Genomic DNA, 17317 nt, shown 5'->3' on the forward strand with positions numbered 1-17317 from the left:
TATGAATGCCACCTACCGCCATATCACCGTTCTGCTCGAGGAGGCCGTTTCCGCACTGGCCCCGCGGGAGGACGGCTGCTATCTGGACGGTACCTTCGGAAGAGGGGGCCATAGTCGAGCCTTGCTCGAGAAACTGGGCGCCGGGGGACGCCTGCTCGGATTCGACAAAGATCCCCAGGCCATCCAGACAGGAAAAGCATTGGCGGCCGAAGACGGCCGCTTCGTCATTGTGCAGCGCTCGTTCGCCGAACTGGGCGATGAGGTGCGCGCACGCGGTCTCGAAGGGCGGGTCGATGGCGTCCTGCTCGACCTTGGCGTGTCGTCGCCGCAACTCGACGATCCCGAGCGCGGCTTCAGCTTCCTCAACGATGGTCCGCTGGACATGCGCATGAATCCCGGCCAGGGCATCAGCGCAGCGGAGTTCATCGCCAACGCCACCGAAGAGGAAATCGCCCGGGTCTTCAAGGAATATGGCGAAGAGCGCTTCGCCAAGCGGATGGCCCGCGCCATCGTGCAGCGCCGTCAGGAGCGGCCGTTCGAACGGACTGCCGATCTCGCCGAAGTGATCACGGTTGCCAACCCCGCCTGGGAGAAGGGCAAGAATCCGGCGACCCGCGCATTCCAGGGCCTGCGCATCCATGTGAACAATGAGCTGGGCGATCTCGAGCGTGGCCTTGACGCCGCGCTCGAATCGCTGGCCGTCGGCGGCCGGCTGGTGGTGATCAGTTTCCATTCCCTGGAAGACCGCATCGTCAAGCTGTTCATGCGCAAGCACGCCAAGGGCGAGGCGGACAACCTGCCGCGCGACCTGCCGATCCGTTCCAAGGTCTTCGAGCCGCGCCTGAAGCTGCTGGGCAAGCCGCAGTACGCTTCGGAAGAAGAACTCAAGGCCAACCCGCGCTCGCGCAGCGCGGTCATGCGCGTGGCGGAGAAGCTGAGATGAGCCGTCTCTTCGTCAAGCGCCTGCCTACCGGCAGCTTCCTCATGTTGCTGCTTTATATAGGTCTGCTGCTCTCGGCGATTGCCGTGGCCTACAGCACCTACTGGAACCGGCAACTGCTCAACTCGCTGTATTCCGAGCTGAGCGTGCGCGACAAGGCGCAGGCCGAGTGGGGCCGGTTGATTCTCGAGCAGAGCACCTGGACCGCCCATAGCCGCATCGAAAGCCTGGCGGTGGAACAGTTGCGCATGCGCGTTCCCGACCCGGCCGAGGTCAGGATGGTGGCGCCATGAAACTGAACTATTTCCAGGGCGCCCTCTACCCATGGCGGTTCTGCGTGATCGTCGGCCTGCTGCTGGCGATGGTCGGCGCCATCGTCTGGCGAATCGTCGACCTGCACGTGATCGACCATGACTTCCTCAAGGGCCAGGGCGACGCGCGTAGCGTGCGGCATATCGCCATCCCTGCGCACCGGGGCCTGATCACTGACCGCAACGGCGAACCGCTGGCGGTGAGCACCCCGGTCACCACCCTGTGGGCCAACCCCAAGGAGCTGATGACCGCCAAGGAACGCTGGCCGCAACTGGCGGCGGCGCTCGGGCAGGATACCAAGCTGTTCGCCGACCGCATCGAGCAGAACGCCGAGCGCGAGTTCATCTACCTGGTCCGTGGGCTGACCCCGGAACAGGGCGAAGGCGTGATCGCCCTGAAGGTGCCGGGCGTGTACTCCATCGAGGAGTTTCGGCGTTTCTACCCGGCTGGCGAAGTGGTAGCTCATGCGGTCGGCTTCACCGATGTCGACGACCGCGGTCGCGAAGGTATCGAGCTGGCTTTCGACGAATGGCTGGCCGGCGTGCCGGGCAAGCGCCAGGTGCTCAAGGATCGCCGTGGCCGCGTGATCAAGGATGTGCAGGTCACCAAGAATGCCAAACCGGGCAAGACCCTTGCGCTGTCCATCGACCTGCGCCTGCAGTACCTGGCTCATCGCGAACTGCGCAACGCTCTGCTGGAGAACGGCGCCAAGGCCGGCAGCCTGGTGATCATGGACGTGAAGACCGGGGAGATCCTGGCCATGACCAACCAGCCCACCTACAACCCGAACAATCGTCGTAACCTGCAGCCGGCGGCCATGCGCAACCGGGCGATGATCGACGTGTTCGAGCCGGGCTCGACGGTCAAGCCGTTCTCGATGAGCGCGGCGCTGGCCAGCGGGCGCTGGAAACCCAGCGATATCGTCGACGTCTACCCGGGCACCCTGCAGATCGGCCGCTACACCATTCGCGACGTATCGCGCAATTCGCGGCAACTCGATCTCACCGGCATCCTGATCAAGTCGAGCAACGTCGGCATCAGCAAGATCGCCTTCGACATCGGCGCCGAATCCATCTACTCGGTCATGCAACAGGTCGGCCTCGGGCAGGACACGGGGTTGGGCTTCCCCGGCGAGCGCGTCGGCAACCTGCCCAACCACCGCAAGTGGCCGAAGGCGGAAACCGCGACCCTAGCCTACGGCTACGGTCTCTCGGTAACCGCGATCCAGTTGGCGCATGCCTATGCGGCCCTGGCCAACGACGGCAAGAGCGTGCCGCTGAGCATGACCCGAGTCGACCGCGTGCCGGATGGCGTGCAGGTGATCTCGCCTGAAGTGGCTTCCACCGTGCAGGGCATGCTGCAACAAGTGGTCGAGGCCCAGGGCGGGGTGTTCCGCGCCCAGGTGCCGGGTTACCACGCCGCCGGCAAGAGCGGGACCGCGCGCAAGGTCTCGGTCGGCACCAAGGGCTACCGGGAAAACGCCTATCGCTCGCTGTTCGCCGGTTTCGCCCCGGCCACCGATCCGCGCATCGCGATGGTCGTGGTGATCGACGAGCCGAGCAAGGCGGGCTACCTCGGCGGCCTGGTGTCGGCGCCGGTGTTCAGCAAGGTCATGGCTGGCGCGCTGCGCCTGATGAACGTGCCGCCGGATAACCTGCCGACGGCCACCGAACAGCAGCAGGTCAATGCTGCGCCCGCAAAAGGAGGGCGTGGCTGATGCCTATGAGCCTGAACCAACTGTTTCCCCAGGCCGAGCGCGATCTGCTGATCCGCGAGCTGACCCTGGATAGCCGCGGCGTTCGTCCGGGCGACCTGTTCCTGGCGGTGCCGGGCGGGCGCCAGGATGGTCGTGCGCACATCGTCGATGCCCTGGCCAAGGGCGCGGCTGCCGTGGCTTACGAGGCGGAAGGCGCCGGAGAGCTGCCGCCCAGCGATGCGCCGCTGATCGCGGTGAAGGGGCTGGTCGCGCAACTGTCGGCGGTCGCCGGGCGTTTCTACGGCGAGCCGAGCCGCGGGCTGGACCTGATCGGCGTCACCGGCACCAACGGCAAGACCAGCGTCAGCCAACTGGTGGCCCAGGCCCTGGATCTGCTCGGCGAGCGCTGCGGCATCGTCGGCACCCTCGGCACCGGTTTCTACGGCGCCCTGGAGAGCGGCCGGCACACCACGCCGGACCCGCTCGCGGTGCAGGCCACGCTGGCCACGCTGAAGCAGGCCGGCGCCCGCGCGGTAGCGATGGAAGTGTCTTCCCACGGCCTCGACCAGGGCCGCGTGGCGGCGCTCGGTTTCGATATCGCGGTGTTCACCAATCTGTCCCGCGACCACCTCGACTATCACGGTTCGATGGAAGCCTATGCCGCCGCCAAGGCCAAGCTGTTCGCCTGGCCGGGCCTGTGCTGCCGGGTGATCAACCTGGACGACGATTTCGGCCGTCGACTGGCCGGCGAGGAGCAGGACTCGGAGCTGATCACCTACAGCCTCACCGACAGCTCGGCGTTCCTCTATTGCCGCGAAGCGCGCTTCGGCGACGCCGGCATCGAGGCGGCGCTGGTTACTCCGCACGGCGAGGGCCTGCTGCGCAGCCCGTTGCTCGGCCGCTTCAACCTGAGCAACCTGCTGGCGGCGGTCGGTGCGTTGCTTGGCCTGGGTTATCCCCTGGGCGATATCCTCCGCACCTTGCCGCAACTGCAGGGGCCGGTCGGCCGCATGCAGCGCCTGGGAGGCGGCGACAAGCCGCTGGTGGTGGTGGACTACGCGCATACTCCCGACGCCCTGGAAAAAGTCCTGGAGGCCCTGCGTCCGCACGCGGCCGCGCGCCTGCTGTGCCTGTTCGGCTGCGGTGGCGATCGCGATGCCGGCAAGCGTCCGCTGATGGCTGCGATTGCCGAACGCCTGGCGGATGGGGTGCTGGTCACCGACGACAACCCGCGCACCGAGGCCAGTGCGGCGATCATCGCCGATATCCGCAAAGGCTTCGCTGCCGCTGACAAGGTTACCTTCCTGCCGTCGCGCGGTGAGGCGATCGCCCATCTGATCGCTTCCGCTGCGGTGGATGACGTGGTGCTCCTGGCCGGCAAGGGTCACGAGGATTATCAGGAGATCGACGGCGTACGCCATCCGTTCTCCGACATCGAGCAGGCCGAGCGCGCCCTGGCCGCCTGGGAGGTGCCGCATGCTTGAGCCTCTTCGCCTCAGCCAGTTGACGGTCGCGCTGGACGCCCGCCTGATCGGCGAGGACGCCGTCTTTTCGGCGGTTTCCACCGACAGTCGCGCCATCGGGCCCGGCCAACTGTTCATTGCCCTGAGTGGGCCGCGTTTCGACGGCCACGACTATCTCGCCGAGGTTGCCGCCAAGGGCGCGGTGGCTGCGCTGGTGGAGCGCGAAGTCGCCGACGCGCCCCTGCCGCAATTGCTGGTGCGCGATACCCGTGCGGCCCTGGGGCGACTGGGCGCGCTGAACCGGCGCAAGTTCACCGGCCCGCTGGCGGCCATGACGGGCTCCAGCGGCAAGACCACGGTCAAGGAGATGCTCGCCAGCATCCTGCGTACCCAGGCCGGCGATGCCGAGTCGGTGCTGGCTACCCGTGGCAATCTGAACAACGACCTCGGCGTACCGCTGACCCTGCTGCAACTGGCGCCGCAGCACCGTAGCGCAGTGATCGAGCTGGGCGCCTCGCGCATCGGCGAGATCGCCTACACGGTCGAGCTGACCCGCCCCCACGTGGCGATCATCACCAATGCCGGCACCGCCCATGTCGGCGAGTTCGGCGGACCGGAGAAGATCGTCGAGGCGAAGGGCGAGATACTCGAAGGGCTGGCCGCCGACGGCACCGCCGTGCTGAACCTGGACGACAAGGCCTTCGACACCTGGAAGGCCCGCGCCAGCGGCCGTCCGTTGCTGACTTTCTCCCTCGACCGGCCCCAGGCCGATTTCCGCGCCGCCGATCTGCAGCGCGATGCGCGCGGCTGCATGGGGTTCAGGTTGCAGGGCGTAGCGGGTGAAGCGCAGGTCCAGCTCAACCTGCTGGGGCGGCACAATGTCGCCAATGCCCTGGCTGCCGCCGCTGCCGCCCATGCGCTGGGCGTGCCGCTGGGTGGGATCGTCGCCGGGCTGCAGGCGCTGCAACCGGTCAAGGGCCGCGCGGTAGCGCAACTGACCGCCAGCGGGCTGCGTGTGATAGACGACAGCTACAACGCCAACCCCGCGTCAATGCTGGCGGCGATTGATATACTGAGCGGCTTTTCCGGGCGCACCGTCCTGGTCCTCGGAGACATGGGCGAACTCGGTTCCTGGGCCGAGCAGGCCCACCGCGAGGTGGGCGCCTACGCCGCTGGCAAGGTGTCCGCGCTCTATGCGGTCGGACCGCTGATGTCCCACGCCGTACAGGCGTTCGGCGCCACGGGCCGGCACTTCGCCGACCAGGCCAGCCTGATCGGGGCGCTGGCCACCGAACAACCGACAACCACCATTTTGATCAAGGGTTCCCGCAGTGCGGCGATGGACAAAGTCGTCGCGGCGCTGTGCGGTTCCTCCGAGGAGAGTCACTAATGCTCCTGCTGCTGGCCGAATACCTGCAACAGTTCTACAAGGGCTTCGGCGTCTTCCAGTACCTGACCCTGCGCGGCATTCTCAGCGTGCTCACCGCGCTGTCGCTGTCGCTGTGGCTGGGGCCTTGGATGATCCGTACCTTGCAGATCCGCCAGATCGGCCAGGCCGTGCGCAACGACGGTCCGCAGTCGCACCTGTCGAAGAAGGGCACCCCGACCATGGGCGGCGCCCTGATCCTTACCGCCATCGCCATCAGCACGCTGCTGTGGGCGGATCTTTCCAACCGCTACGTGTGGGTGGTGCTGGTCGTTACCCTGCTGTTCGGTGCCATCGGCTGGGTGGACGACTACCGCAAGGTGATCGAGAAGAACTCCCGCGGCCTGCCGAGCCGCTGGAAGTACTTCTGGCAGTCGGTGTTCGGCATCGGCGCCGCCGTGTTCCTCTATATGACTGCCGAAACCCCGATCGAGACCACCCTGATCGTGCCGATGCTGAAGAGCGTCGAGATCCAGTTGGGCATCTTCTTCGTGGTCCTGACCTACTTCGTCATCGTCGGTTCGAGCAATGCGGTGAACCTCACCGACGGTCTCGACGGCCTGGCGATCATGCCGACGGTAATGGTTGCCGGCGCGCTGGGCATCTTCTGCTACCTGTCGGGCAACGTGAAGTTCGCCGAGTACCTGCTGATTCCCAACGTACCGGGCGCCGGCGAGCTGATCGTGTTCTGCGCCGCGCTGGTCGGCGCCGGCCTCGGCTTCCTCTGGTTCAACACCTATCCGGCGCAGGTCTTCATGGGCGACGTCGGCGCGTTGGCGCTGGGCGCCGCGCTGGGCACCATCGCGGTGATCGTGCGCCAGGAAATCGTGCTGTTCATCATGGGTGGGGTGTTCGTCATGGAAACCCTCTCGGTGATGATCCAGGTCGCTTCCTTCAAGCTGACCGGACGCCGCGTCTTCCGCATGGCGCCGATCCATCACCATTTCGAACTGAAAGGCTGGCCGGAGCCGCGCGTGATCGTGCGCTTCTGGATCATCACCGTGATCCTGGTGCTGATCGGCCTCGCCACCTTGAAGCTGCGTTGAGGACGAAGAGAGCATGAGCCTGATCGCCTCCGACCACTTCCGCATCGTTGTCGGCCTCGGCAAGAGCGGCATGTCCCTGGTGCGCTACCTGGCGCGCCGCGGCTTGCCTTTCGCCGTGGTCGATACCCGAGAGAACCCGCCGGAGCTGGCCACCCTGCGTGCCCAGTATCCGCAGGTGGAAGTGCGTTGCGGCGAACTCGACGCCGAGTTCCTCTGCTCCGCCCGCGAACTCTACGTCAGCCCCGGCTTGTCGCTGCGCACCCCCGCGCTGGTACAGGCCGCCGCGAAAGGCGTGCGCATCTCCGGTGACATCGATCTCTTCGCCCGCGAGGCGAAGGCCCCGATCGTCGCCATCACCGGTTCCAACGCGAAGAGCACCGTGACCACCCTGGTGGGCGAAATGGCGGTGGCCGCGGACAAGCGTGTCGCCGTCGGCGGCAACCTCGGCACCCCGGCGCTCGACCTGCTGGCCGACGACATCGAGCTGTACGTGTTGGAGCTGTCGAGCTTCCAGCTGGAAACCTGCGATCGCCTCAACGCCGAGGTGGCGACCGTGCTGAACGTCAGCGAAGACCATATGGATCGCTACGACGGCATGGCTGACTACCACCTGGCCAAGCACCGGATCTTCCGCGGTGCCCGCCAGGTCGTGGTGAATCGCGCCGATGCCCTGACCCGACCGCTGATCGCCGATACCGTGCCGTGCTGGTCGTTCGGCCTGAACAAGCCGGACTTCAAGGCTTTCGGCCTGATCGAGGAAGACGGCCAGAAGTGGCTGGCGTTCCAGTTCGACAAGCTGCTGCCGGTTGGCGAACTGAAGATCCGTGGCGCCCACAACTATTCCAACGCGCTCGCCGCGCTGGCGCTGGGCCATGCGGTCGGCCTGCCGTTCGACGCCATGCTCGGCGCGCTGAAGGCGTTTTCCGGCCTGGCTCATCGCTGCCAGTGGGTACGCGAGCGGCAGGGCGTGAGCTACTACGACGATTCCAAGGCCACCAACGTCGGCGCCGCCCTGGCGGCGATCGAGGGGCTGGGTGCCGACATCGACGGCAAGCTGGTGCTGCTCGCCGGCGGAGACGGCAAGGGCGCCGATTTCCATGACCTGCGCGAGCCGGTCGCGCGCTTCTGCCGGGCGGTGGTACTGCTTGGCCGTGACGCCGAGCTGATTGCCCAGGCACTGGGCAACGCGGTACCGCTGGTGCGCGTCGCAACGCTGGACGAAGCAGTCCGGCAGGCCGCCGAGCTGGCCCGCGAAGGCGATGCGGTGCTGTTGTCGCCGGCCTGCGCGAGCCTGGACATGTTCAAGAACTTCGAAGAACGCGGACGCCTGTTCGCCAAAGCCGTAGAGGAGCTAGCGTGATGCTGTCGGTGTTGCGCCCCTTCCCGTCGCCGCTGTTGAGCCGGCACGGCATCGACCTGGACTTCCCGCTGCTGGCGGGTTGCCTGGCGCTGCTCGGCCTCGGCCTGGTGATGGTGACTTCCGCCTCTTCCGAGGTGGCGGCGGCGCAGTCGGGCAACCCGCTGTACTTCTCCGTCCGTCACCTGATCTACCTGGTGATCGGCCTGATTTCCTGCGGCCTGACCATGATGGTCCCGATGGCCACCTGGCAGCGTTGGGGCTGGAAGCTGTTGCTGGTCGCCTTCGGCCTGCTGGTGCTGGTGATCACCCCCGGTATCGGCCGCGAGGTGAACGGCTCGATGCGCTGGATCGGCTTCGGCCTGTTCAACATCCAGCCTTCGGAGATCGCCAAGGTCTGCGTGGTGATCTTCATGGCCGGCTACCTGATCCGCCGCCAGCAGGAGGTCCGGGAAAGCTGGATGGGCTTCTTCAAGCCCTTCGTGGTGTTGCTGCCGATGGCCGGCCTGCTGCTGCGCGAGCCGGACTTCGGCGCCACCGTGGTAATGATGGGCGCTGCCGCGGCCATGCTGTTCCTCGGCGGGGTGGGGCTGTTCCGCTTCGGCCTGATGGTGCTGCTGGCGGTCGGCGCGGTGGTCCTGCTGATCCAGACCCAGCCCTACCGGATGGCACGCCTGACCAACTTCACCGACCCCTGGGCCGACCAGTTCGGCGCCGGCTATCAGTTGAGCCAGGCGCTGATCGCCTTCGGCCGCGGCGGCTGGTTGGGCATGGGACTGGGCAACAGCATCCAGAAGCAGTTCTACCTGCCGGAGGCGCACACCGATTTCGTCTTCGCCGTGCTTGCAGAGGAGCTGGGCATCGTCGGCGCCCTGGCGACCGTCGCCCTGTTCGTGTTCGTCAGCCTGCGCGCGCTGTACATCGGCATCTGGGCCGAGCAGGCCAAGCAGTTCTTCTCCGCCTACGTGGCCTACGGCCTGGCCTTCCTCTGGATCGGCCAGTTCCTGATCAACATCGGGGTGAACGTCGGCCTGCTGCCGACCAAGGGCCTGACCCTGCCGTTCCTCAGCTACGGCGGCAGTTCGCTGGTGATCTGCTGTGCCTGTCTGGGGATGTTGCTGCGCATCGAATGGGAACGGCGAACCCACCTGGGTAGCGAGGAATATGAGTTCAACGAAGAGGACTTTGCCGATGAAAGGTAATGTCCTGATCATGGCGGGTGGCACCGGCGGACACGTGTTCCCGGCACTCGCCTGTGCGCGGGAGTTCCAGGCGCGCGGCTATGCCGTGCACTGGCTGGGGACGCCGCGCGGCATCGAGAATGACCTGGTACCCAAGGCCGGCCTGCCGTTGCACCTGATCCAGGTCAGCGGGCTGCGCGGCAAGGGCCTGAAGTCGCTGGTCAAGGCGCCGCTGGAACTGCTCAAGTCGCTGTTCCAGGCGCTGCGGGTGATCCGCCAGCTGAGGCCGGTCTGCGTGCTCGGCCTGGGTGGCTATGTCACCGGCCCGGGCGGCCTGGCTGCGCGCCTCAACGGCGTGCCGCTGGTGATCCACGAGCAGAACGCCGTGGCCGGCACCGCCAACCGCAGCCTGGCGCCGATCGCCAGGCGCGTCTGCGAGGCATTCCCGGATACCTTCCCGGCCAGTGACAAGCGTCTGACCACCGGCAATCCGGTGCGCGGCGAGCTATTCCTCGACGCGCACGCCCGCGCGCCGCTGACCGGCCGTCGGGTCAATCTGCTGGTGCTCGGCGGCAGCCTTGGCGCGGAACCGCTGAACAAGCTGTTGCCAGAGGCCCTGGCGCAGGTGCCGCTGGAAATCCGTCCGGCAATCCGCCATCAGGCCGGTCGTCAGCATGCCGAGATTACCGCCGAGCGTTATCGCACAGTGGCGGTCGAAGCGGACGTCGCGCCCTTCATCAGCGACATGGCCGCGGCCTATGCCTGGGCCGACCTGGTGATCTGTCGCGCCGGCGCGCTGACCGTCAGCGAGCTGACGGCGGCGGGATTGCCCGCCTTCCTGGTGCCGTTGCCTCACGCGATCGACGATCACCAGACCCGCAATGCCGAATTCCTGGTACGCAGCGGCGCCGGCCGCCTGCTGCCGCAAAAGTCTACCGGCGCGGCCGAACTGGCCGCGCAGCTGTCCGAGGTCCTGATGCATCCCGAAACCCTGCGCTCCATGGCAGACCAGGCACGCAGCCTGGCGAAACCCGAGGCTACCCGGACGGTGGTCGATGCCTGCCTGGAGGTGGCCCGTGGTTAAAGAACCGAATGGCGTCACCCGGACCATGCGCCGTATCCGCCGCATCCATTTCGTCGGCATCGGCGGCGCCGGTATGTGCGGGATCGCCGAAGTGCTGCTGAACCTCGGCTACGAGGTATCCGGCTCGGACCTCAAGGCCTCGGCGGTGACCGAGCGCCTGGAGAAGTTCGGCGCGCAGATCTTCATCGGCCACCAGGCGGAAAACGCCGACGGCGCCGACGTGCTGGTGGTGTCCAGTGCCATCAACCGGGCCAACCCGGAAGTGGCATCGGCCCTGGAACGGCGGATTCCGGTGGTGCCGCGTGCGGAGATGCTCGCCGAGCTGATGCGCTACCGGCACGGCATCGCGGTAGCCGGCACCCACGGCAAGACCACCACTACCAGCCTGATCGCCTCGGTGTTCGCCGCCGGCGGCCTGGACCCGACCTTCGTCATCGGCGGCCGGCTGAACGCCGCCGGGACCAACGCCCAGCTCGGCGCCAGCCGCTACCTGGTGGCCGAGGCCGACGAGAGCGACGCCAGCTTCCTGCACCTGCAACCGATGGTCGCGGTGGTCACCAATATCGACGCCGACCACATGGCGACCTACGGCGGCGACTTCAACAAGCTGAAGAAGACCTTCGTCGAGTTCCTCCACAACCTGCCGTTCTACGGACTGGCGGTGATGTGCGTGGATGATCCGGTTGTGCGTGAGATCCTCCCGCAGATCGCCCGCCCGACCGTGACCTACGGCCTCAGCGAAGACGCCGACGTGCGCGCGATCAACATCCACCAGGAAGGCATGCGCACCTGGTTCACCGTGTTGCGCCCGGAGCGCGAGCCGCTGGACGTCTCGGTGAACATGCCCGGCCTGCACAACGTGCTGAATTCCCTGGCGACCATCGTCATCGCTACCGACGAGGGCATCTCCGACGAAGCCATCGTCCAGGGGCTGTCCGGCTTCCAGGGCGTAGGCCGGCGCTTCCAGGTCTACGGCGAGTTGCAGGTCGAGGGTGGCAGCGTGATGCTGGTGGACGATTACGGCCACCATCCGCGCGAAGTCGCCGCGGTGATCAAGGCGATCCGTGGCGGTTGGCCGGAGCGTCGCCTGGTGATGGTCTACCAGCCGCATCGCTATACCCGTACCCGCGACCTGTACGAAGACTTCGTGCAGGTGCTGGGCGAAGCCAACGTGCTGCTGTTGATGGAGGTCTATCCGGCCGGCGAAGAGCCGATCCCGGGAGCCGACAGCCGCCAGCTGTGCCACAGCATCCGCCAGCGCGGCCAGCTTGACCCGATCTACTTCGAGCGCGACGCCGACCTGGCGCCGCTGGTCAAGCCGCTGCTGCGCGCTGGCGACATCCTGCTTTGCCAGGGCGCTGGCGATGTCGGCGGCCTGGCCCCGCAACTGATCAAGAACCCGCTGTTCGCCGGCAAGGGAGGGAAGGGCGCATGAACCTTTGCCTCGATAGCCTGCTGAACGGCACCCAGGATCCCAAGGCGTTCGGCCGTGTCGCCGTGCTGTTCGGCGGCAAGAGCGCCGAGCGCGAGGTGTCGCTGAAGTCCGGCGCGATGGTCCTGCAATCCCTGCTGGCCGCCGGGGTCGATGCCTTCGGCATCGATGTCGGCGAAGACCTGCTGCAACGCCTGGTCGAGGAGAAGATCGACCGTGCCTTCATCATTCTCCACGGTCGTGGCGGCGAGGATGGCAGCATGCAGGGCCTGCTCGAGTGCGCGGGCATTCCCTACACCGGCAGCGGCGTGCTGGCCTCGGCGCTGGCGATGGACAAGCTGCGGACCAAGCGGGTCTGGCTCAGCCTCGGCCTGCCGACCCCGGACTACGCGGTGCTGGCCAGCGAGGATGACTGCCGCGAAGCGGCGCAGCGACTGGGTTTCCCGCTGATCGTCAAGCCGGCTCACGAAGGCTCGAGCATCGGCATGGCCAAGGTCGGCGGGCTCGACGAATTGATCGCGGCGTGGCGCGAAGCGGCCCGCTACGACTCGCAGGTGCTGGTCGAGCAGTGGATCAGCGGCCCGGAATTCACCGTGGCGACCTTGCGCGGGCAGGTGCTGCCGGCGATCCGCCTGGGCACGCCGCACACCTTCTACGACTACGACGCCAAGTACCTGGCCAGCGATACCCGCTACCAGGTGCCCTGCGGTCTCGACGAGGCCAAGGAACGCGAGCTGAAGGAACTCACCGCGCGCGCCTGCGACGCCCTGGGCATCCAGGGCTGGGGGCGGGCGGACGTGATGCAGGACGCCGAAGGGCGTTTCTGGCTGCTTGAAGTCAACACCGCACCGGGCATGACCGACCACAGCCTGGTGCCTATGGCCGCGCGGGCCGCCGGCCTGGATTTCCAGCAACTGGTGCTGGCGATCCTGGCCGATAGCCGCGAGGCGAGGGGATAAGCCATGAATGGCGTACTGCTCCGTCATCAGCAACCCGGTGGACTCGGCCGCGCTCCGCGCAAGCCGATGCCGCGCGGCGCCAGCCGTCTGGTGGCCAAGGAACCGCTGAGCGTGCGCCTGCCGAAAGCCGACTTCAGTTTCCTCAAGTACCTGGCCTGGCCGCTGTTGCTGGCCGTTCTCGGCTATGGCGCCTATCGCGGCGCCGAGTACATCCTGCCGTACGCCGACCGGCCGATCGCCAAGGTCAGTGTCGAGGGCGACCTCAGCTACATCAGCCAGCGCGCGGTGCAGCAGCGGATCTCCCCGTACCTGGCGGCGAGCTTCTTCACCATCGACCTGGCGGGCATGCGCGGGCAACTGGAACAGATGCCCTGGATCGCCCACGCCGAGGTGCGCCGGGTGTGGCCGGACCAGGTGGTGATCCGCCTGGACGAGCAACTGCCGATCGCGCGGTGGGGCGACGAAGCGCTGCTGAACAACCAGGGACAGGCTTTTACGCCAAAGGAACTGGCGAATTATGAACATCTGCCCCGCTTGCATGGTCCACAGCGGGCGCAACAGCAGGTGATGCAGCAATACCAGTTGCTCAGCCAGTTGCTGCGTCCCCTCGGGTTCTCCATCGCCCGCCTGGAAATGAGCGATCGCGGCGGTTGGGCGCTGACCACGGCCCAGGGCGTCGAGATCCAGATCGGGCGCGACCACGTGGTAGACAAGATTCGCCGCTTCGTAAGCATCTACGACAAGGCACTCAAAGATCAGATTTCGAACATTGCGCGGATCGACCTGCGTTACCCCAACGGCCTCGCCGTTGCGTGGCGCGAGCCGGTCACGCCCGCGACGGTGGCCACGGCCAGCGCCGTGCAGTGAGTTGAGGAGACAGTAATAACCATGGCAAGCGTGCAGAGCGGCAAGATGATCGTCGGCCTCGACATCGGTACCTCCAAGGTGGTGGCGCTGGTGGGCGAGGTGACGGCCGATGGCCAGCTGGAGGTCGTTGGCATCGGTACTCATCCGTCCCGCGGCCTGAAGAAGGGCGTGGTGGTGAACATCGAGTCCACCGTGCAGTCGATCCAGCGCGCCATCGACGAGGCCCAGCAGATGGCCGGTTGCCGTATCCACTCGGCGTTCGTCGGCATCGCCGGCAACCACATCCGCAGCCTCAATTCCCACGGCATCGTGGCGATCCGCGATCGCGAGGTGAACCCGGCGGATATCGAACGGGTACTGGATGCCGCCCAGGCGGTGGCGATCCCGGCGGACCAGCGGGTGCTGCATACCCTGGCCCAGGATTACGTGATCGATAATCAGGAAGGCGTGCGCGAGCCGCTGGGCATGTCCGGGGTGCGCCTGGAAGCCAAGGTGCACGTGGTGACCTGCGCGGTGAATGCTTCGCAGAACATCGAGAAGTGCGTGCGCCGCTGCGGCCTCGAGGTCGACGACATCATCCTCGAGCAGTTGGCCTCGGCCTATTCGGTGCTGACCGAGGACGAGAAGGAACTGGGCGTGTGCCTGGTGGATATCGGCGGCGGCACCACCGATATCGCGATCTTCACCGAAGGCGCGATCCGCCATACCGCGGTGATCCCGATCGCCGGCGACCAGGTCACCAATGACATCGCCATGGCCCTGCGTACGCCGACCCAGTACGCGGAAGAGATCAAGATCCGCTACGCCTGCGCCCTGGCCAAGCTGGCCGGTGCCGGCGAGACCATCAAGGTGCCCAGCGTCGGCGACCGGCCGCCGCGCGAACTGTCGCGCCAGGCCCTGGCCGAAGTGGTCGAGCCTCGTTACGACGAGCTGTTCACCCTGGTCCAGGCCGAGCTGCGCCGCAGCGGCTACGAGGACCTGATCCCGGCAGGGATCGTCCTCACCGGCGGCACCTCGAAGATGGAAGGCGCGGTCGAGCTGGCCGAGGAAATCTTCCACATGCCGGTACGCCTCGGCGTGCCGTATAGCGTGAAGGGCCTCACCGACGTGGTGCGCAACCCGATCTATTCGACGGGCGTCGGCCTGCTGATGTACGGACTGCAGAAGCAGTCCGATGGCATGTCGATGTCTGTGTCAGGCAGCAGCTACAGCAGCGACGAACCCAAGGCACCTGTCCTGGAGCGGCTCAAACGCTGGGTCCAGGGCAATTTCTGATTCAACGCGGTAACAGTAGGCGACAAAACTAGAAAGGAAGGAGAGGGGAAATGTTTGAACTGGTCGATAACATCGCACAAACCGCCGTCATAAAAGTGATCGGTGTAGGTGGTGGTGGCGGCAACGCCGTCAATCACATGGCCAAGAACAACGTCGAGGGCGTCGAGTTCATCTGCGCCAACACCGACGCACAAGCGCTGAAGAACATCGCGGCGCGCACCGTTCTGCAACTCGGCCCGGGCGTCACCAAGGGGCTGGGTGCCGGCGCCAATCCGGAAGTCGGTCGTCAGGCGGCTCTGGAAGATCGCGAGCGCATTTCCGAAGTGCTGGAAGGCGCCGACATGGTCTTCATCACCACCGGCATGGGTGGCGGCACCGGTACCGGCGCCGCGCCGATCATCGCCGAAGTGGCGAAGGAAATGGGCATCCTCACCGTCGCGGTGGTGACCCGCCCGTTCCCGTTCGAAGGTCGCAAGCGCATGCAGATCGCCGACGAGGGCATCCGTGCGCTGGCCGAGAGCGTCGATTCGCTGATCACCATCCCGAACGAGAAGCTGCTGACCATCCTCGGCAAGGACGCCAGCCTGCTGGCCGCCTTCGCCAAGGCCGATGACGTGCTGGCCGGTGCCGTGCGCGGTATCTCCGACATCATCAAGCGTCCGGGCATGATCAACGTCGACTTCGCCGACGTGAAGACCGTCATGAGCGAAATGGGCATGGCGATGATGGGTACCGGCTGCGCCAGCGGTCCGAACCGTGCCCGCGAGGCCACCGAGGCGGCAATCCGCAACCCGCTGCTGGAAGACGTCAACCTGCAGGGCGCGCGCGGCATCCTGGTGAACATCACCGCGGGTCCGGACCTGTCCCTGGGCGAGTACTCCGATGTCGGCAACATCATCGAACAGTTCGCTTCCGAGCACGCCACTGTGAAGGTGGGCACCGTGATCGACGCGGACATGCGCGATGAACTGCACGTCACCGTAGTCGCCACCGGCCTGGGCGCGCGCCTGGAGAAGCCGGTGAAGGTCGTCGACAACACCGTGCAGGGCAGTGCAACCCAGGCAGCCGCTCCGGCCCAGCGCGAGCAGCAGTCGGTGAACTACCGCGACCTCGACCGTCCTACCGTGATGCGCAACCAGTCTCACGGCAGCGCGGCGACCGCGGCCAAGCTGAACCCGCAGGATGACCTGGATTACCTGGATATCCCGGCGTTCCTGCGTCGTCAGGCCGATTGAAGTAATTAATCAGGAGTAGAGATGTGATTGGTGTTCAGCAAAGGCCGGTTCTGCTATCATCGCCGGCCATTGTTGAAAACAGTTCGCAGTCAGCGCTTAAGCGGCCAAAGCCATGATCAAACAACGCACCTTGAAGAACATCATCCGGGCTACTGGCGTCGGTCTGCACTCGGGGGAAAAGGTTTACCTGACCCTGAAACCGGCGCCGGTGGACACCGGTATCGTGTTCTGCCGCACCGACCTGGATCCGGTCGTGGAAATCCCGGCCCGGGCCGAGAACGTCGGCGAAACCACCATGTCGACCACCCTGGTCAAGGGTGACGTCAAAGTGGATACGGTGGAGCACCTGCTCTCGGCCATGGCCGGCCTGGGTATCGACAACGCCTACGTCGAGCTGTCCGCTTCGGAAGTGCCGATCATGGATGGCAGCGCTGGTCCGTTCGTATTCCTGATCCAGTCCGCCGGATTGCAAGAGCAGGAAGCTGCCAAGAAGTTCATCCGCATCAAGCGCGAAGTCAGCGTGGAAGAGGGCGACAAGCGCGCCGTCTTCGTTCCGTTCGACGGCTTCAAGGTCAGCTTCGAGATCGATTTCGATCATCCGGTCTTCCGTGGTCGCACCCAGCAGGCCTCGGTCGATTTCTCCAGTACTTCCTTCGTCAAGGAGGTCAGCCGCGCCCGTACCTTCGGGTTCATGCGCGACATCGAGTACCTGCGTTCGCAGAACCTGGCACTCGGCGGTAGCGTGGAGAACGCGATCGTGGTCGACGAGAACCGCGTGCTCAACGAAGACGGCCTGCGTTACGAGGACGAGTTCGTCAAGCACAAGATCCTGGATGCCATCGGCGACCTGTATCTGCTCGGCAACAGTCTTATCGGCGAGTTCCGTGGCTTCAAGTCCGGCCATGCCCTGAACAACCAACTGCTGCGTACGTTGATCGCAGACAAGGATGCTTGGGAAGTGGTGACCTTCGAAGACGCGCGTACCGCGCCTATTTCCTATATGCGCCCGGCGGCGGCAGTGTAGGAAAACTCTCCTTTCCATAT

General features: G+C 66.0%; 15 protein-coding genes. All 15 read left to right on the forward strand.

The annotated features are described in order from the left end of the window. Position 1: 1 nt before the first annotated feature. The 15 genes from rsmH to lpxC all read left to right on the forward strand — a co-directional run bounded on the left by rsmH (position 2) and on the right by lpxC (position 17297). Positions 2-943: a 16S rRNA (cytosine(1402)-N(4))-methyltransferase RsmH gene (gene rsmH, locus JHD77_RS21425; RefSeq protein WP_003110151.1), complete on the forward strand. Its 942-nt coding sequence runs from the start codon at positions 2-4 to the stop codon at positions 941-943. Continuing rightward, a complete protein-coding gene (gene ftsL / locus JHD77_RS21430; protein ID WP_003094142.1) occupies positions 940-1233 on the forward strand; it encodes a cell division protein FtsL in 294 nt (97 codons plus the stop codon). The genes rsmH and ftsL overlap by 4 nt, the downstream gene beginning before the upstream one ends. After that, positions 1230-2969 (forward strand): peptidoglycan D,D-transpeptidase FtsI, encoded by a 1740-nt coding sequence (gene ftsI / locus JHD77_RS21435; protein ID WP_033963613.1) that lies wholly within the window; start codon positions 1230-1232, stop codon positions 2967-2969. Before ftsL ends, ftsI begins: the two co-directional genes overlap by 4 nt. Next, entirely contained in the window at positions 2969-4432 is a 1464-nt protein-coding gene (locus tag JHD77_RS21440) for a UDP-N-acetylmuramoyl-L-alanyl-D-glutamate--2,6-diaminopimelate ligase (RefSeq protein WP_031755917.1), read from the forward strand. The genes ftsI and JHD77_RS21440 overlap by 1 nt, the downstream gene beginning before the upstream one ends. Further along, positions 4425-5801, forward strand: a complete 1377-nt coding sequence (locus JHD77_RS21445) for a UDP-N-acetylmuramoyl-tripeptide--D-alanyl-D-alanine ligase (protein ID WP_031755915.1) — start codon at positions 4425-4427, stop codon at positions 5799-5801. The genes JHD77_RS21440 and JHD77_RS21445 overlap by 8 nt, the downstream gene beginning before the upstream one ends. Continuing rightward, the gene (mraY, locus tag JHD77_RS21450) at positions 5801-6883 is read left to right on the forward strand and encodes a phospho-N-acetylmuramoyl-pentapeptide-transferase (RefSeq protein ID WP_003094129.1); all 1083 of its coding nucleotides are present in this window, start codon (positions 5801-5803) and stop codon (positions 6881-6883) included. Before JHD77_RS21445 ends, mraY begins: the two co-directional genes overlap by 1 nt. Before the next feature lie 13 nt (positions 6884-6896). Next, positions 6897-8243, forward strand: coding sequence for a UDP-N-acetylmuramoyl-L-alanine--D-glutamate ligase (murD, locus tag JHD77_RS21455; RefSeq protein WP_003161468.1), 1347 nt, complete (start codon positions 6897-6899; stop codon positions 8241-8243). After that, positions 8243-9442, forward strand: coding sequence for a putative lipid II flippase FtsW (ftsW, locus tag JHD77_RS21460; protein WP_003094125.1), 1200 nt, complete (start codon positions 8243-8245; stop codon positions 9440-9442). The genes murD and ftsW overlap by 1 nt, the downstream gene beginning before the upstream one ends. Continuing rightward, positions 9432-10505, forward strand: coding sequence for an undecaprenyldiphospho-muramoylpentapeptide beta-N-acetylglucosaminyltransferase (gene murG / locus JHD77_RS21465; RefSeq protein WP_003103107.1), 1074 nt, complete (start codon positions 9432-9434; stop codon positions 10503-10505). The genes ftsW and murG overlap by 11 nt, the downstream gene beginning before the upstream one ends. Next, the gene (murC, locus tag JHD77_RS21470) at positions 10498-11940 is read left to right on the forward strand and encodes a UDP-N-acetylmuramate--L-alanine ligase (protein WP_031755913.1); all 1443 of its coding nucleotides are present in this window, start codon (positions 10498-10500) and stop codon (positions 11938-11940) included. Before murG ends, murC begins: the two co-directional genes overlap by 8 nt. Next, positions 11937-12896, forward strand: a complete 960-nt coding sequence (locus JHD77_RS21475) for a D-alanine--D-alanine ligase (RefSeq protein WP_003103113.1) — start codon at positions 11937-11939, stop codon at positions 12894-12896. Before murC ends, JHD77_RS21475 begins: the two co-directional genes overlap by 4 nt. Positions 12897-12899: 3 nt before the next feature. Next, the gene (locus JHD77_RS21480; RefSeq protein ID WP_003094118.1) at positions 12900-13763 is read left to right on the forward strand and encodes a cell division protein FtsQ/DivIB; all 864 of its coding nucleotides are present in this window, start codon (positions 12900-12902) and stop codon (positions 13761-13763) included. 21 nt (positions 13764-13784) lie between these two features. Continuing rightward, on the forward strand, positions 13785-15038 hold the full coding sequence (gene ftsA / locus JHD77_RS21485) for a cell division protein FtsA (RefSeq protein WP_003094115.1): 1254 nt from the start codon (positions 13785-13787) through the stop codon (positions 15036-15038). A gap of 50 nt (positions 15039-15088) precedes the next feature. Beyond that, positions 15089-16273, forward strand: coding sequence for a cell division protein FtsZ (gene ftsZ, locus JHD77_RS21490; protein WP_003103118.1), 1185 nt, complete (start codon positions 15089-15091; stop codon positions 16271-16273). Positions 16274-16385: 112 nt separating this feature from the next. Next, a complete protein-coding gene (gene lpxC / locus JHD77_RS21495) occupies positions 16386-17297 on the forward strand; it encodes a UDP-3-O-acyl-N-acetylglucosamine deacetylase (protein WP_003094111.1) in 912 nt (303 codons plus the stop codon). Positions 17298-17317: the final 20 nt, after the last annotated feature.

Source organism: Pseudomonas sp. P20 (assembly GCF_016463925.1).
Taxonomy (GTDB): domain Bacteria; phylum Pseudomonadota; class Gammaproteobacteria; order Pseudomonadales; family Pseudomonadaceae; genus Pseudomonas; species Pseudomonas aeruginosa.

Bases quoted from the DNA above. Each gene is read 5' to 3' on its own strand.
- rsmH (WP_003110151.1), top strand. From the start codon at position 2: ATGAATGCCACCTACCGCCATATCACCGTTCTGCTCGAGGAGGCCGTT.
- JHD77_RS21440 (WP_031755917.1), top strand. From the start codon at position 2,969: ATGCCTATGAGCCTGAACCAACTGTTTCCCCAGGCCGAGCGCGATCTG.
- mraY (WP_003094129.1), top strand. From the start codon at position 5,801: ATGCTCCTGCTGCTGGCCGAATACCTGCAACAGTTCTACAAGGGCTTC.
- murD (WP_003161468.1), top strand. From the start codon at position 6,897: ATGAGCCTGATCGCCTCCGACCACTTCCGCATCGTTGTCGGCCTCGGC.
- ftsW (WP_003094125.1), top strand. From the start codon at position 8,243: ATGCTGTCGGTGTTGCGCCCCTTCCCGTCGCCGCTGTTGAGCCGGCAC.
- ftsA (WP_003094115.1), top strand. From the start codon at position 13,785: ATGGCAAGCGTGCAGAGCGGCAAGATGATCGTCGGCCTCGACATCGGT.
- ftsI (WP_033963613.1), top strand. From the start codon at position 1,230: ATGAAACTGAACTATTTCCAGGGCGCCCTCTACCCATGGCGGTTCTGC.
- ftsL (WP_003094142.1), top strand. From the start codon at position 940: ATGAGCCGTCTCTTCGTCAAGCGCCTGCCTACCGGCAGCTTCCTCATG.
- ftsZ (WP_003103118.1), top strand. From the start codon at position 15,089: ATGTTTGAACTGGTCGATAACATCGCACAAACCGCCGTCATAAAAGTG.
- JHD77_RS21475 (WP_003103113.1), top strand. From the start codon at position 11,937: ATGAACCTTTGCCTCGATAGCCTGCTGAACGGCACCCAGGATCCCAAG.
- murG (WP_003103107.1), top strand. From the start codon at position 9,432: ATGAAAGGTAATGTCCTGATCATGGCGGGTGGCACCGGCGGACACGTG.
- JHD77_RS21445 (WP_031755915.1), top strand. From the start codon at position 4,425: ATGCTTGAGCCTCTTCGCCTCAGCCAGTTGACGGTCGCGCTGGACGCC.
- lpxC (WP_003094111.1), top strand. From the start codon at position 16,386: ATGATCAAACAACGCACCTTGAAGAACATCATCCGGGCTACTGGCGTC.
- JHD77_RS21480 (WP_003094118.1), top strand. From the start codon at position 12,900: ATGAATGGCGTACTGCTCCGTCATCAGCAACCCGGTGGACTCGGCCGC.